The following is a 13,326-nucleotide window of genomic DNA, read 5'->3' on the forward strand; positions in this document are numbered from 1 at the left end:
TTAAGGACGGCGCTGACGCATGGCTTCGCCCATCATCACCAGTACCGGTCCCGATGAGCTGTGCAGCCCTTGCGCTAACTGCTGCAGTGTCATGTGGGAAATGACTTCATCGGCGCGGCTGCAGTTTTCTATCACAACGACCGGATGCGTCTCAGGATGACCAGCCGCCAGCATGCGGTTTGCGGTCAGCATGGCTTCGCGCCCGCCCATGTATTGCACCAGGGTGTCGCATTCCGGGATGCGGGTATCCGCCACTTCGCCAGGTGCGGTGCTGGAGGTGAATAAGGCCACGCTGCGTGCCACGCCGCGTTTGGTCAGAGGCTGGCGCACACTGGCCGCAGCAGCCAGCGCGGTGGTGATGCCAGGTACGATTTCGTAACTGATACCAGCCGCTTCCAGCGCACGGATCTCTTCATCGGCACGCCCGAATAACATAGGATCGCCACCTTTGAGCCTCACTACCAGACTGTGCGTCTGCGCCTGGCTGATGATTTGCTGGTTGATCTCATCCTGCGCAGCAGAACGTTGTCCGCTGCGTTTGCCGACCGAAATCTTCAGCGCCTGCGGACACAATTCCAGCATCTCTGCGGTAACCAGAGCGTCATACAGCACCACGTCAGCCTGAGCCAGCAGACGGGCGCCGCGTACTGTGATCAGATCGGCAGCGCCGGGGCCGGCGCCGATCAGAAACACCCTGGCAGTTGCTGACTGACTCAAGCGGCTTCCCCGAGGCGTATCATGCCCGCTGCGACTGTTTGATGCGTGACTTCGTCGATCAGGATGAACGAACCGGTCGAGCGCAGATCGGTGTAATTATCTGCGGCCAGCGGCTGCTGCACGTTGATCGAGACACTGGCGATATCGTTCAGTTTCAGGCTGTCAGCCGGACGACGTTGCTGGGTATTGATATCAAGGATGGTATCTATCGCCGTCACCCGCGCAGCAACCTGACGGGTCGTATGCTTGAGCCAGTATTTGCGGCGTACATCCAGTGCATCTTCCGACAACCAGCATAAATCAGCCTTGACTGTTTTTTGCAGGGTGGCTGGACGTTGCGCATCCACCAGCATATCGCCGCGTGAGATATCCAGATATTCATTGAGCAGGATGGTGACTGACTGACCGACTACTGCGGTATCAAGCGAGCCATCCAGAGTCAGGATGTCTTTGACGGTCGCTTGCTGATTGCCAGGTTGTACCAGCAACTGATCACCTTTACTGACTTTGCCCGCTTCGATACGTCCCATGTAACCGCGGAAGTCATTCGCTTCATGGCCATTATGACGCGCCACTAACTGTACCGGGAAGCGGAAGGCTTCCTCTTGCGAGGCATCGTACACGCTTAAGGATTCCAGCAAGTCGATCAGGGTAGGTCCCTGATACCAAGGCATCATGTCCGAGGCCGCGACCACATTGTCTCCAGCCAGCGCAGACAGCGGCACCGCATGGATGTCACGCAAACCAAGTTGTGCGGCAAATTTCTGATATTCAGCCACGATGCGTTCATACACAGACTGATCATAATCGACCAGATCCATTTTATTGACGGCCACGATCACATGCTCAATCTGCAGTAACTGGGCGATGGTGGAATGGCGCTTAGTCTGTACCAGCAAATCCACGCTGCCATCTTCATGCAGTTTGACTTTGGACACGTCGATCAGAATGATCACGGCATCCGCAGTCGAGGCGCCAGTCACCATATTGCGTGTGTACTGTTCATGGCCAGGTGTATCGGCGATGATGAATTTACGCTTAGGAGTGGCAAAGTAACGGTAGGCCACGTCGATCGTGATGCCTTGTTCGCGCTCCGCTTCCAGACCATCGGTCAACAGCGATAAATCAATGGTATCGCCTACGGTACGCTTGTGTTTGGCGCGTGAAATAGCATCCAGCTGATCGGCAAAAATGCCCTTGCTGTCGAACAGCAGGCGGCCGATCAAAGTACTTTTTCCATCATCAACGGAACCCGCAGTGATGAAGCGTAACAGTCCGCGCTCGCTCAGGCCGGCGGCGTTGCTGACGGTGGAGGTGCTTGCTGCAGTCATCAGAAATATCCTTCTTTTTTACGTTTTTCCATGGAGGCTTCGGAAGTCTGGTCATCCATGCGGGTGGCACCACGTTCTGTAATCTGGGTAATCGCGGTTTCTGCAATGATGGCAGATACGGTCGCTGCATCAGATGAGACCGGGCAGGTGCAGGAAATGTCGCCGACAGTACGGAAGCGCACTACGCGGGTTTCTACCGTTTCACCTTCACGCGGCGGAGTCAGATCGGTCAGCGGAACCAGCAGGCCATTGCGCGGGATTACCTGGCGTTCATGGGCAAAATAAATCTCAGGTAATTCCAGTTTTTCACGCGCGATATACTGCCAGACATCCAGCTCAGTCCAGTTTGAAATCGGGAATACCCGCATGTTTTCACCCGGATGGACACGGGTGTTATACAGATCCCACAGCTCAGGGCGCTGGGCTTTGGGATTCCACTGGCCGAATTCATCGCGGAAGGAAAAAATACGTTCTTTGGCACGTGCTTTTTCCTCGTCACGACGCGCACCGCCTATGCAGGCATCAAAGCGATGTTCAGCAATGGTTTCCAGCAGCGTCACGGCTTGCGCAGCATTGCGTGAATCGGTCGCCGGATTACGCAGTCGCACGGTGCCCTTTTGTATCGATGCTTCTACGGAGCCAACGATCAGGCGCTCACCCAGTTCCGCTACGCGCTTGTCGCGGAAAGCGATCACTTCCGGAAAATTGTGACCGGTATCGATATGCACCAGCGGGAATGGGAATTTACCCGGACGGAAGGCTTTTTCAGCCAGGCGCAACAGTACGATAGAGTCTTTGCCGCCCGAGAATAACAGGGCCGGATTGCTGCACTCTGCAGCGACTTCGCGCATGATGTGGATGGCTTCGGATTCCAGCCAGTCGAGATGGCGATTGCTCGCGGCATCAATGAAATGATTTTCTGTCACAGTGTTCATAGTCTTCCTTAAAGTTCTGCCTGCCGCAGGTTTATTCAGCGGCGGCCGACGCAGCGCGTATGCGTATTAATTTTCCATCCACCACATGCAGACCGCATTCCTTGGATTCCGGATTTTCCCACCACCAGCGCCCGGCGCGTACATCTTCACCAGCCTGTATGGCGCGGGTGCAGGGCTCGCAGCCTATCGACGGATAGCCCTTGTCATGCAAGGGGTTGTAAGGCACTTCATTACTGCGGATATAGTGCCAGACATCGTCTTCGGACCAGTCAGCCAGTGGATTAAATTTTTGCATGCCGTGTGCGACGTCGTCTTCCTGTATCGCCAGCTCAGTGCGGGTTGCTGCCTGTGCCTTGCGCTGTCCTGTGATCCAGGCTGCTTTGCCAGCCAGCGCACGATTCAACGGTTCCACTTTACGGATGCGGCAGCATTCCTTGCGTAAGTCCACGCTGTCATAAAAAGCATTCAGACCATATTGCGTCACATAGTCGTTCACTGCATTTTCTTCAGGCAGAAATAAGCTGATCTGTTTGCCGTAGTGCGTTTTCACCTGGTCTATCATGCCCAGTGTTTCTGCATGCAGGCGACCGGTTTGCAAAGAGAAAATCTCTATATTCAGCTGATTTTTCAGTATCAGATCGGTCAGCACCATATCTTCTGCTGCCAGGCTGGAAGCAAATACCGCCGGGCTGAATTCAGCTTCTATCCGTCGCAAGGTCTGCAGCGTCAGGCTGAGCTTGTCGGCAAACTCACTCATGCGGACACCACACTGCGATCGACACGACGGAACAGCGGATTTTTCTGATCCCAGGAAGTCTGGTAGGCATCGCTGAAATCGGTCAGACCCTTGAGTGCATCCTGGATGCTACGGTCTTCACGCGTGGCAAAGGCATTGAAGCCTACGCGCTGCATGAAAAACAGCTGATCGCGCAATACATCACCGATAGCGCGCAATTCACCGCTGTACGCCAGACGGGAGCGCAGGTTGTAGGCGATAGAGTAGCCACGACCATCCGAGAACTTAGGGAAATCGACCGCGATCAAAGTAAACAGGCTCGCATCCTCTGCCAGATCCTGCGCGGCTTCATCACTACTGAACCAGACCGCCAGATCCTGTTGCTGCTGCAAACGGGTGATCAGCGCTGTGCGCTGTAGCAGCCAGACTTTTAAAGGAATAATGGTTTTGCCAGCCGGTACTTCAACCGCATCCGGGGTTTCATTTTCTGTCAGCCGCAATACTGTCCAGTCATCCTGAACTATCGCTTTATCTTTAATAATTTCACGCATGATGACTTCCTTTTTTAGTAAGCAACGGCGGCACCAGCATCTTCGCCGTGATGTACCAAAGTCTGAATCGGGGTGGCATACACATATTCTTTGAACGGTGCGACACCCAGGCGTTGTGCGGTATCGATGAAGCGCTCATTGTCTACCCGGTTGTCCAGATAGACCTTGACGATACGCTCTATCACTTCCGGCATTTGACCGGCAGAGAACGAAGGTCCGATAATTTTTCCAATCGCAGCCTGGTTACCCTGTGCGCCACCAATGGATACCTGATAAAACTCGCTGCCATCTTTATCCACACCCAGAATGCCGATATTGCCGACATGGTGATGGCCGCAGGCGTTAATACAGCCCGACATATTCAATTCCAGATCGCCGATATCGTATAAGTAATCGAGGTCAGCAAAACGGTCGGTGATGTCCAGTGCGATAGGAATCGATTTCGCATTCGCGAGTGAGCAGAAATCACCGCCTGGGCAGCAAATCATGTCGGTCAGCAGACCGATATTGGGTGTGGCCAGACCGTGTGCTTTGGCTTCCAGCCACAAGTCATACAAGGCAGCCTGCTGTACGTCGGCCAGCACCAGATTCTGTTCATGCGTGACACGCAATTCGCCAAAACTGTAGCGCTCAGCGAGGTCGGCCACGAAGTCCATCTGATCTGCGGTTGCATCGCCAGGTGGTACACCAGGTTTTTTGAGCGACAAGACGACGCTGCGGTAACCGGCGACCTTGTGCGGCTTTACGTTTCTGCGTACCCAGTTAGCGAAGGCTTTATTGTCTGTCAGTTGCTGTTCAAAACCCGCATCGGATGCTGGCAGGCTCAGATAAGCTGGCGCAGTGAAGTAGGACGACACACGTTTAAATTCGGCCTCGGTCAATGTCGCCGGGCCATCTTTAATCGCAGCCCATTCGTCTTCTACCTGTTGGGCAAACACATCGGCACCGATTGCTTTGACCAGGATCTTGATACGTGCTTTGTACTTGTTATCGCGGCGACCGTGCAGGTTATAGATGCGCAGTATCGCTTCCAGATAAGTCATCACATGCTGCCAAGGCAGGAATTCACGGATCACACTGCCCAATATTGGGGTACGGCCCATGCCGCCACCAACCATCACTTTAAAGCCGACTTCGCCCGCTTCATTGTGGACCACGGTCAGACCAATGTCGTGTACCGCAATCGCGGCGCGATCTTCCAGCGAACCATTGATTGCGATCTTAAATTTACGCGGCAGGTAAGCGAACTCAGGATGGAAGGTGGTCCATTGGCGCAGGATTTCTGCATACGGACGCGGATCGATTACTTCGTCATGCGCGACACCGGCAAACTCATCCGACGTGATATTGCGCATGCAGTTGCCGGAAGTCTGAATCGCGTGCATTTCCACTTTGGCCAGGTCTTCCAGGATGGCCGGTGTATCTTCCAGATTGATCCAGTTGAACTGTATGTTCTGACGGGTAGTGAAGTGACCATAGCCACGGTCATAATGACGCGCGATGTAAGCGAACTGACGCAACTGCGCTGAGGACAGCATGCCGTAAGGGACCGCGATACGCAGCATGTAGGCATGACGCTGATGATACAAGCCATTTTGCAGGCGCAAAGGCAGGAATTCTTCTTCAGTCAGTTCATTGGCCAGACGGCGGCGCACCTGATCACGATATTGTGCGATACGCTCTTTGATGATCTGGTGATCGTGTTGGTCGTAACGATACATCTCTTTTACCTTTTAGTTGCGCACCAATGGTGCAAGTGGTGATTCTGTAAATTGTGGCTAAAAATCTTGGCTGAAATTTATAACACCAGTTTGGCTGCCACTGCAGTCAGCGTAGTGGCCAGTATGCCGCGTAATAATTTTTCCGGTACCGCCCGCGCAGCGAGCGAACCGATGGTAATTCCAGGGACTGATCCGATCAGCAAAGTACCCAGCAATTCCCAGTTGATGGAACCCAGCCACCAGTGACCAACTGCCGCAATTGCGGTCAGCGGCACTGCATATGCAATATCAGTACCTGCAATGTGAGCCGCAGGCATGCGCGGATACAGCATCACCAGGATAGTCGCACCAATCGCACCGGCGCCGATAGAGGAAATGGTCACCAGCGTGCCCAGCGTAGCGCCCGCGATCACAGTTGCCAGATCCAGTTTGAAGCCTTGCAATTGCTTTTCCGGGTGCGCATTCAGCCAGTTCACCATGCGTGCTTTAAACAGCAATGCGATCACCGTCAGCAGTACAGAGCCTGCAATTGAATAGCGAATAATCAGGCCGATTTCTTTGTTCAGTGTGCCGAACTGTTTTAAAAATAAAGTCGCCACCAGTGCCGCAGGCAGCGCACCTATGCATAACAGGCGAACCACCCGCCATTCCACGGTACTGCGCAACTTATGAGTCAGGGTACCAGCTACCTTGGTGACAGAAGCGAAGGCCAGGTCGGTACCGACTGCGACCGATGGGCTGACGCCGAACACTAGGGTCAGCAAAGGTGTCATCAGTGAGCCTCCGCCCACGCCGGTCAGCCCAACCAGCACACCTACAGCAAATCCGGATAACACATAAGTCAGCGTCATATCATCTCTCTATCAACGAAATCGCATCGTAATCAAGTCGCTATATATTGCAAACTACTTAGTATTTATTTGCTTATATGTGAAATTGGTATATGAACATGCGCAGAAGGTATGAATTTCTATCTTAGTTCATCGCTTGCAATTTGCTACACAATTCCAGGCCTTTTCTGCAGGCTGCCGGGGTAGCCTGTCAGGCTGACGGACGCGTTATCTGGTGTAAAAAACAGAATTTCCGCAGCCGCGTATAATGGCCGCCGCCAGCCCTTATGCTGGCAACGTCTTCAGGGCGGGGTGCAATTCCCCACCGGCGGTAACACTGCTTGCAGTGAAGCCCGCGAGCGCCTGATCGGGAAGCTTATTTCTGGTCAGGGTCAGCAGATCTGGTGCGATGCCAGGGCCGACGGTGATAGTCCGGATGAAAGAAGATGCGCATGAAACTGTGGACCGCTGAACCCGGTCCGGCAGGGTCTGTTGACGACTCAGCAGACCCTGGCTGCTGCTATGCGTTTTCCCTGAAACGTCTTTTACAAATCTTTTGTGGAGCGTTTCAACGATGTCTCAAACTAATCAAATTAATCAAACTATTCAAGTCACCCCAACTGGCGCGAGCGTTGCTGCGTCCGGTCACGATCTGCACGACCTGTATACCCAAACGCCTTGGCCAGAGCGTCTGCAAAGAGCGTTGCAAGATTTGCGGCTGGGCCGTCCGGTATTGCTGATGGACGACTTCGACCGCGAAAACGAAGCGGATCTGATTCTGGCGGCTGAAAAAATCAGCGTCGAAGCCATGGCGCGCCTGATCCGCGATTGCAGTGGCATCGTCTGCCTGTGTCTGCCGGATGAAAAACTCAGGCAACTCGATCTGCCACCTATGGTCAGCGATAATCAAAGCCGTTACGGCACCGCATTCACGGTCTCGATAGAAGCGAAGCAGGGCGTGACGACCGGCGTCTCTGCGGCTGACCGTGTCACCACCATATTGACTGCGATCGCTGATGAAGCGCGCCCCGAAGATCTGGCCCGTCCCGGCCATGTCTTCCCTTTACGTGCCGTGCCGGGCGGCGTGCTGGAACGACGTGGGCATACCGAGGGCTCGGTCGATCTTGCGCTGCTGGCCGGACTGAAGCCTGCCGCCGTATTGTGTGAGCTGATGAATCCGGATGGCAGCATGAGCCGTGGCCAGCAAGTGCTGGAGTATGCGCTGACGCATGATCTGGTGATACTGACCATCGCTGAGCTGGCGCAGCATCGTGCCAGCATTGAAGCTTGATCACTCTGATCTGCAGACTATCGTTTGAAGTGAAGTATGATTTGAAGTGAAGTATGTAGCCTGACCAAATCCGGTCAGGCTGTTTTTTCGGTGAGGCCACTATGAAGCATCTTCTGAATAAAGCAGGTTTATGCGGCATGTTGTTCGCAGCCTCGTTTTCGCCGCTATGGATGGCACAGGCGGCACCGGCTGACTGGTATTGGTGGAGCAGTAAAACCAGTGATGCCAGAGTGTGCGCGCAGACTTCGCCCGGTGAGGGCTGGATGCAGGAAAAACAAGCCTACAGCGACGCGCGCTGCGAAAAGAAAAAACTGTAAGCTCTTTCGCGACGCGCGCCCGGGTCCAATCCGCACTCACATCCATCCGGCAGTCAGCCAGGTTCTGCTGATCAGGCGCGTTGTTGTAATGCCTGTCTTGACCTATAGTGCAGACAGGGCGAACTATGCGCAAAAGCCCGAACAGAGCGCTTTTCTTCGTTTAACTCTCAGTATTGTTTTTTTCTTTCCACAGGATAATCAGACACTCGAACCTGAGTTGGCTGCCGCGCTGCCTCTGCTCCGGATGTCGAAGCGCACCCTGTCCTGTTGGTGATAGGCAGGCTTATGATGAAACCGAACCTGGAAGGAAACGCTATGCTGAATGAGCGTGAAGCTGAGAGCTGTTATCTCGGACAATTTATCCCTTTGCAGTACCATCACAATATGCTGATGGATGCAAACCGCATGGACAATTTCAAAGCTGCGATTCAACGTCAGGTCTTTGAGGGTGCCAAGGTGCTGGAGTTAGGCGGCGGCACCGGCGTGCTGTCCTGGTTCGCGGCACAGAGCGCGGCCAAGGTCTATTGCGTCGAATTAAATCCGGACATGGTCGCCGAAGCGCGCCGCTTGCTGGCGAAAAACCGCTACGGTGAACGGGTCGAGGTAATCCATGCCGATGCGTTTGAATACCTGCCGCCTGAGCCGGTCGACGTGGTGATCTGTGAAATGATACACGTCGGTATGCTGCGTGAAAAACAGGTCGAGGTCATAGAGAATTTCAAAAACGCTATGCTGCTAAATTCGGTGACAAGATGCCGGTATTTATCCCGGAAGCGGTGGTGATGGCTGTGCAGCCTTTGCAGCAAACCTATGACTTCCTTGGCTATCAGGCACCGATCATACAATTTACCCAGCCCGGCGTGTTCTCTGCCGATACCCGTGAGCTGGGGCAGCCGGCTTTGTACAGCGTGATCGATTTTTGTCAGCCCAATGATTTGCATATCAGCTGGCAGGGCAGTATCACCATAGAGCAAGCCGGTACCCTGACTGCACTGCGCTTTGTGACTAAGAATATTCTGGCCGTGCTGATGGAAACCTCATCGACCATAGACTGGCTGAATCACTATATGGCATTGCCAGTAGCAGAGCCATTGGCGGTTAAGCCTGGTGATGTTATCGACATCAGCTTCCAGTACCGCACCGGTGGCTCGATTCAGTCTTTGCAAAATGTCTTGCAGGTCAGCTTGCGCAATACAGTGACTGAAGTGATCGCTGACATCGTGACTGCGCCTGCCGTCGCTGCCTAGTCTGCGTGTCAGCCGCGCACCCCTTGTGACCGCGTTGCGGTGACAAGGGCGCAGTTCAGGTGTTTGATTGTAGTCTGCTTTATGTTGAGTTATGACTGCTGATCCGGCAGCTCATACTCTGCCTGATCCGGATGCAGGCGTCGTATCACCGCCAGGTCACGTATGTTTTTTTGCACGGCGACCGCTCCAAACAGGCTCAGTAAAAAGCCCATGGCATAAAAGCCTTTTTCACTATTGCTCAGACTCGCGTTCCACAAGCCCACACCCAGCAATAACAGCGAAATACCTACCGATAACCAGCATAAACCGAAGTAAATGCCGGTCACTGGTATGCCTTCGAGTTTGTCACGCACCGACTTTTGCAGGGACACGGCAGAGAATAAGCCATACATCAAAATGGTGAAGTAATAGCCTTTTTCATTGAGCAGCATCGCTGCATTCCAGAGGCCGACCACATAGGTCAGCGCACCGACAAACATAGCGACCCAGGAGGCGGCGATAAATGCACCGGTAGGCGCCTGATATTGAGGCTTCATTTGACTTTCCTTTCTGTGAATGTCGCGGTTGACGTGGCCTTGCTAACCGAAGTGTCAAGCCGATGGCTTGCCAATATAGCAAACGTAACCTGACTTGATAAATGAATTTACAGTTTGTCGGATTTTAATGTGGTTTGGTCGCGCTGCGTGATAGCAATCAGACTGGACAAAAGTGCACAGTCAGCGTAAGTTTTGCGACCTGTCCCGTAAACTTTTTAACAATGGAGTGAGCAATGCGTATGTCCAGAATGATGTGCCTGGTGGCCGCTGTATGCGCCAGTTTCTCTGTGCAGGCGGCGACGCCAGTCAAGTCCGCAGTCAGTATGAGTGATGTGTTAAAAGCCTCGTCCGCGACGGACTGGCGCGCGCTGAATCCGGATAACACCTTGTATCTGGAGTTGGAAAAGGGCAGGGTGGTACTGGAGCTGGCTCCTGACTTCGCACCACATCATGTGGAGAATATTAAAAAGCTGGTGCGCGAATCCTATTTCGATGGGCTGGCCATCGTACGGGCACAAGACAATTATGTGGTGCAGTGGGCTGATCCTGATGAAAAGCGTGAAATCAAAACTGCCAAACGCAAACTCGATGGCGAATTCACTGTTAAGTACAACGCTGCATTGCCTTTCACACGCTTAGCTGACGTTGATGGCTATGCGCCGCAAGTCGGCCATAGCAATGGCTTTGCCGCCGGGCGTGATCCTAAAGCAGGTACCACCTGGCTCGCGCATTGCTATGGTGCGCTGGGCGTGGCACGCGGCAATGAGAACAACAGTGGTGACGGTACTTCGCTGTATGTCGTGACCGGTCACGCTCCGCGTCAGCTGGATCGCAATATCACAGTGGTCGGCCGCGTGATGCAGGGCATGGAGTTGCTGACCAGTTTGCCACGCGGTACCGGGGCGTTGGGCTTCTATGAAAAGCCTGAGCAGCATACCCGCATAATCGCGATCAAAGTGGCAGCGGATTTACCGGCAGCGGAGCACAGTCAGCTGGAAATTATACGTACCGATACCCCGACTTTTCAGAAACTGGTGGCTGCGCAGCGTAACCGTGGCGGTGACTGGTATAAAGTCCCGGCCGGACATATCGATCTGTGCAATGTCCCTGTGCCGGTACGCGCAGTGAGTAACAAGGCGCAGTGAGTAAGCAATGCAGCGTTGCTGTCCTGTACGGCGTCGCTGCCAGTGTTATGATGCGGAGCAGCCCTTTGTGGGCTGCAAAGGCTGCGCCTTCTTTGACTGACCTCACCACTTAATTCCCTATGAACGAACTGATACACGCCACATTTGGCATTTCTGATTTCTGGACTTTCGTGATCGGGACGATATTTATCGTCTTGTTGCCAGGGCCGAATTCTCTGTATGTGCTGAGTGTGGCTGCACAGCGCGGCGTGCGTCAGGCATATCGCGGTGCCTGCGGGATTTTTCTGGGGGATCTGATCCTGATGGTATTGTCCGCTGGTGGCATGGCATCCTTGTTGAAAGCCAATCCGGCGCTGTTCTACATCGTCAAATATGTGGGTGCAGCTTATCTGGCCTGGATAGGCTTACAGATGCTGCGTGGCTGCTGGCTGGGCTGGAAGAATCGTCATCAGGCAGTGACAGAAGTGCAGCGTGCAGTCGAGCCGGGTGACCCCTTCACTAAAGCACTGGTCATCAGTCTGATGAATCCCAAGGCCATTCTGTTTTTTATTTCCTTCTTCATCCAGTTCGTCGATCCGGCGTTTGATCATCCCTTGCTGTCTTACGGTTTGCTGGCGCTGATCTGCCAGATTTGCAGCTTTACTTATCTGACCGTGATTATCTTTATCGGCGTGCGTCTGGCAGAAACTTTCCGTCAACGCCGCCGTTTGTCGGCCGGTGTGACGGGTGGTGTTGGTGCTATGTTTATCGGCTTCGGTGCCAAGCTGGCCAGCGCCACGCTGTGATGTTATCCACGCCGCCCAGTGTAATGTAGGCCATCACATTACGCCGGGCCTAGCGTGACACCTCTTCCTTATTGCGCGGTAAAGCGCTTACTGCCAAAAGCCAGGCGCTGATAGCTGCCGGACGCGACGGCGACCGCCACCAGGTACTCGGTTCCGGCTTTCAGATTGACACTCTGCGGTATCGTCACGCTGCCAGTGGCAGGTACGATGGTTTGCCAGATCACAGGATTACCCGTGCTTTGCGCGATTTGCGGATTCATCACATATACCAGCGTGACTGCACTGCCGCTCACGCTGCTCCAGGACAGGGTGCGTCCATTCAGGCTGATCTGAAAGGTATCCGGTATCAGCTTTTCTGCGGCAAACATTTCAAAGCTGCCATTCGGTGCGATGTAATACTGTATGCAGGGCTGCAGATTTCGGAATTGCTTGCCACCTGCGTTGGTATACGTGCCGCTATAAGACTGCGTAGCTGCCTGATAGTTGCCGGTATAGCTGCCCGTATTCATGACCCCATCCAGGCTGCCGCTCCAGTTGCCCGAAATTCCGCTATCGGTTTTATTGCCGCTGACTGTACCTACATTTTCACTCTGGCAGCCTACATAAGTAAAAAACATAGAACCGGAAAAACTGGTATTGCTGGCTGGCAGATTCAACACAAAGGCACCCAGGGTCGGGTCTTCCGGATTGGTTTTCGGGTCCTCTGCGTAATAGCCCAGGTAGACTCCACCTGGCGCTGTCTGCGCCGGTGTACTGGCTGCACCCGAGGAGGAACTGCTGCCACCATCGCTGGAACTGCCACCGCAGGCGCTGAGTACAGCGCAACACAAAACAGCTGAATACAAAACGTTTTTCTTCATCAGGCTTACCTCGTCTTTACGATCAATCGGATGTACGTATCGCTGGCAATGGCCAAGCGTGCAGGCAGAAATGTAGCGGCAATACGGCGAGCAGGTGGTATGCATTTGTAAGCAATCGTTGCCAGCGGTAGCGTGTATTTTTAGCTGCCGTAGCAGCACAAGGTCAGCATCGTGCTGTGTGCTTTTAAGGGCACTCAAGATACGGTCAAGGTTGAAAGAAAAAGCAGTCAGTTAGCGTCACTTATAGCAAGCACATAATTTAAATTGTCTTGTGGAAACATGATCTTCTTGAGACTGAGCTATGGAATATGCCCAAAGCAGGCT

13 protein-coding genes, 1 pseudogene and 1 riboswitch are annotated in these 13,326 nt (G+C 53.6%); of the genes and pseudogenes, 5 read left to right on the forward strand and 9 right to left on the reverse strand.

Annotated elements, in window-relative coordinates:
• The 7 genes from cobA to EYB48_RS09715 form a co-directional block, all read right to left on the reverse strand.
• Window positions 1-717, reverse strand: a complete 717-nt coding sequence (cobA, locus tag EYB48_RS09685; protein ID WP_235935017.1) for a uroporphyrinogen-III C-methyltransferase — start codon at window positions 715-717, stop codon at window positions 1-3.
• On the reverse strand, window positions 714-2,048 hold the full coding sequence (locus EYB48_RS09690; protein WP_162020133.1) for a sulfate adenylyltransferase subunit 1: 1,335 nt from the start codon (window positions 2,046-2,048) through the stop codon (window positions 714-716). Before EYB48_RS09690 ends, cobA begins: the two co-directional genes overlap by 4 nt.
• Window positions 2,048-2,983 carry a sulfate adenylyltransferase subunit CysD gene (gene cysD / locus EYB48_RS09695; RefSeq protein ID WP_162020134.1) on the reverse strand — a complete coding sequence of 312 codons (936 nt, stop codon included), beginning with the start codon at window positions 2,981-2,983 and terminating at the stop codon, window positions 2,048-2,050. Before cysD ends, EYB48_RS09690 begins: the two co-directional genes overlap by 1 nt.
• A 31-nt stretch (window positions 2,984-3,014) precedes the next feature.
• Entirely contained in the window at window positions 3,015-3,740 is a 726-nt protein-coding gene (locus EYB48_RS09700) for a phosphoadenylyl-sulfate reductase (protein WP_162020135.1), read from the reverse strand.
• The gene (locus tag EYB48_RS09705; protein WP_162020136.1) at window positions 3,737-4,270 is read right to left on the reverse strand and encodes a DUF934 domain-containing protein; all 534 of its coding nucleotides are present in this window, start codon (window positions 4,268-4,270) and stop codon (window positions 3,737-3,739) included. Before EYB48_RS09705 ends, EYB48_RS09700 begins: the two co-directional genes overlap by 4 nt.
• Window positions 4,271-4,284: 14 nt before the next feature.
• On the reverse strand, window positions 4,285-5,991 hold the full coding sequence (locus tag EYB48_RS09710) for a nitrite/sulfite reductase (RefSeq protein ID WP_162020137.1): 1,707 nt from the start codon (window positions 5,989-5,991) through the stop codon (window positions 4,285-4,287).
• A gap of 77 nt (window positions 5,992-6,068) precedes the next feature.
• On the reverse strand, window positions 6,069-6,842 hold the full coding sequence (locus EYB48_RS09715) for a sulfite exporter TauE/SafE family protein (protein ID WP_162020138.1): 774 nt from the start codon (window positions 6,840-6,842) through the stop codon (window positions 6,069-6,071).
• A gap of 273 nt (window positions 6,843-7,115) precedes the next feature.
• Window positions 7,116-7,273, forward strand: a riboswitch (FMN riboswitch).
• A gap of 122 nt (window positions 7,274-7,395) precedes the next feature.
• On the opposite strand from EYB48_RS09715, the gene ribB reads away from it, so the two are divergent.
• The 3 genes and pseudogenes from ribB to EYB48_RS09730 all read left to right on the forward strand — a co-directional run bounded on the left by ribB (window position 7,396) and on the right by EYB48_RS09730 (window position 9,676).
• Window positions 7,396-8,112: a 3,4-dihydroxy-2-butanone-4-phosphate synthase gene (gene ribB / locus EYB48_RS09720; protein WP_162020139.1), complete on the forward strand. Its 717-nt coding sequence runs from the start codon at window positions 7,396-7,398 to the stop codon at window positions 8,110-8,112.
• A 101-nt stretch (window positions 8,113-8,213) separates the two neighbouring features.
• On the forward strand, window positions 8,214-8,429 hold the full coding sequence (locus tag EYB48_RS09725; protein ID WP_162020140.1) for a hypothetical protein: 216 nt from the start codon (window positions 8,214-8,216) through the stop codon (window positions 8,427-8,429).
• A gap of 315 nt (window positions 8,430-8,744) precedes the next feature.
• A pseudogene (locus EYB48_RS09730) lies at window positions 8,745-9,676 on the forward strand (methyltransferase domain-containing protein).
• An 89-nt stretch (window positions 9,677-9,765) separates the two neighbouring features.
• On the opposite strand, the gene yiaA reads toward EYB48_RS09730, so the two are convergent.
• Window positions 9,766-10,212, reverse strand: coding sequence for an inner membrane protein YiaA (gene yiaA, locus EYB48_RS09735; RefSeq protein ID WP_162020141.1), 447 nt, complete (start codon window positions 10,210-10,212; stop codon window positions 9,766-9,768).
• A 233-nt stretch (window positions 10,213-10,445) separates the two neighbouring features.
• On the opposite strand from yiaA, the gene EYB48_RS09740 reads away from it, so the two are divergent.
• Window positions 10,446-11,357, forward strand: a complete 912-nt coding sequence (locus EYB48_RS09740; protein WP_162020142.1) for a peptidylprolyl isomerase — start codon at window positions 10,446-10,448, stop codon at window positions 11,355-11,357.
• A gap of 119 nt (window positions 11,358-11,476) precedes the next feature.
• A complete protein-coding gene (gene leuE, locus EYB48_RS09745) occupies window positions 11,477-12,142 on the forward strand; it encodes a leucine efflux protein LeuE (RefSeq protein WP_162020143.1) in 666 nt (221 codons plus the stop codon).
• A 68-nt stretch (window positions 12,143-12,210) separates the two neighbouring features.
• On the opposite strand, the gene EYB48_RS09750 is transcribed toward leuE, so the two are convergent.
• Window positions 12,211-13,002, reverse strand: a complete 792-nt coding sequence (locus tag EYB48_RS09750) for a hypothetical protein (RefSeq protein WP_162020144.1) — start codon at window positions 13,000-13,002, stop codon at window positions 12,211-12,213.
• Between the last annotated feature and the right edge of the window lie 324 nt (window positions 13,003-13,326).

Source organism: Cognatundibacterium crateris, assembly GCF_010078235.1.
GTDB classification, from domain to species: Bacteria; Pseudomonadota; Gammaproteobacteria; order Burkholderiales; family Burkholderiaceae_D; genus Undibacterium; species Undibacterium crateris.

Bases quoted from the DNA above. Each gene is read 5' to 3' on its own strand.
- EYB48_RS09690 (WP_162020133.1), bottom strand. From the start codon at position 2,048: ATGACTGCAGCAAGCACCTCCACCGTCAGCAACGCCGCCGGCCTGAGC.
- cysD (WP_162020134.1), bottom strand. From the start codon at position 2,983: ATGAACACTGTGACAGAAAATCATTTCATTGATGCCGCGAGCAATCGC.
- EYB48_RS09700 (WP_162020135.1), bottom strand. From the start codon at position 3,740: ATGAGTGAGTTTGCCGACAAGCTCAGCCTGACGCTGCAGACCTTGCGA.
- EYB48_RS09705 (WP_162020136.1), bottom strand. From the start codon at position 4,270: ATGCGTGAAATTATTAAAGATAAAGCGATAGTTCAGGATGACTGGACA.
- EYB48_RS09710 (WP_162020137.1), bottom strand. From the start codon at position 5,991: ATGTATCGTTACGACCAACACGATCACCAGATCATCAAAGAGCGTATC.
- EYB48_RS09715 (WP_162020138.1), bottom strand. From the start codon at position 6,842: ATGACGCTGACTTATGTGTTATCCGGATTTGCTGTAGGTGTGCTGGTT.
- ribB (WP_162020139.1), top strand. From the start codon at position 7,396: ATGTCTCAAACTAATCAAATTAATCAAACTATTCAAGTCACCCCAACT.
- EYB48_RS09725 (WP_162020140.1), top strand. From the start codon at position 8,214: ATGAAGCATCTTCTGAATAAAGCAGGTTTATGCGGCATGTTGTTCGCA.
- yiaA (WP_162020141.1), bottom strand. From the start codon at position 10,212: ATGAAGCCTCAATATCAGGCGCCTACCGGTGCATTTATCGCCGCCTCC.
- EYB48_RS09740 (WP_162020142.1), top strand. From the start codon at position 10,446: ATGCGTATGTCCAGAATGATGTGCCTGGTGGCCGCTGTATGCGCCAGT.
- leuE (WP_162020143.1), top strand. From the start codon at position 11,477: ATGAACGAACTGATACACGCCACATTTGGCATTTCTGATTTCTGGACT.
- EYB48_RS09750 (WP_162020144.1), bottom strand. From the start codon at position 13,002: ATGAAGAAAAACGTTTTGTATTCAGCTGTTTTGTGTTGCGCTGTACTC.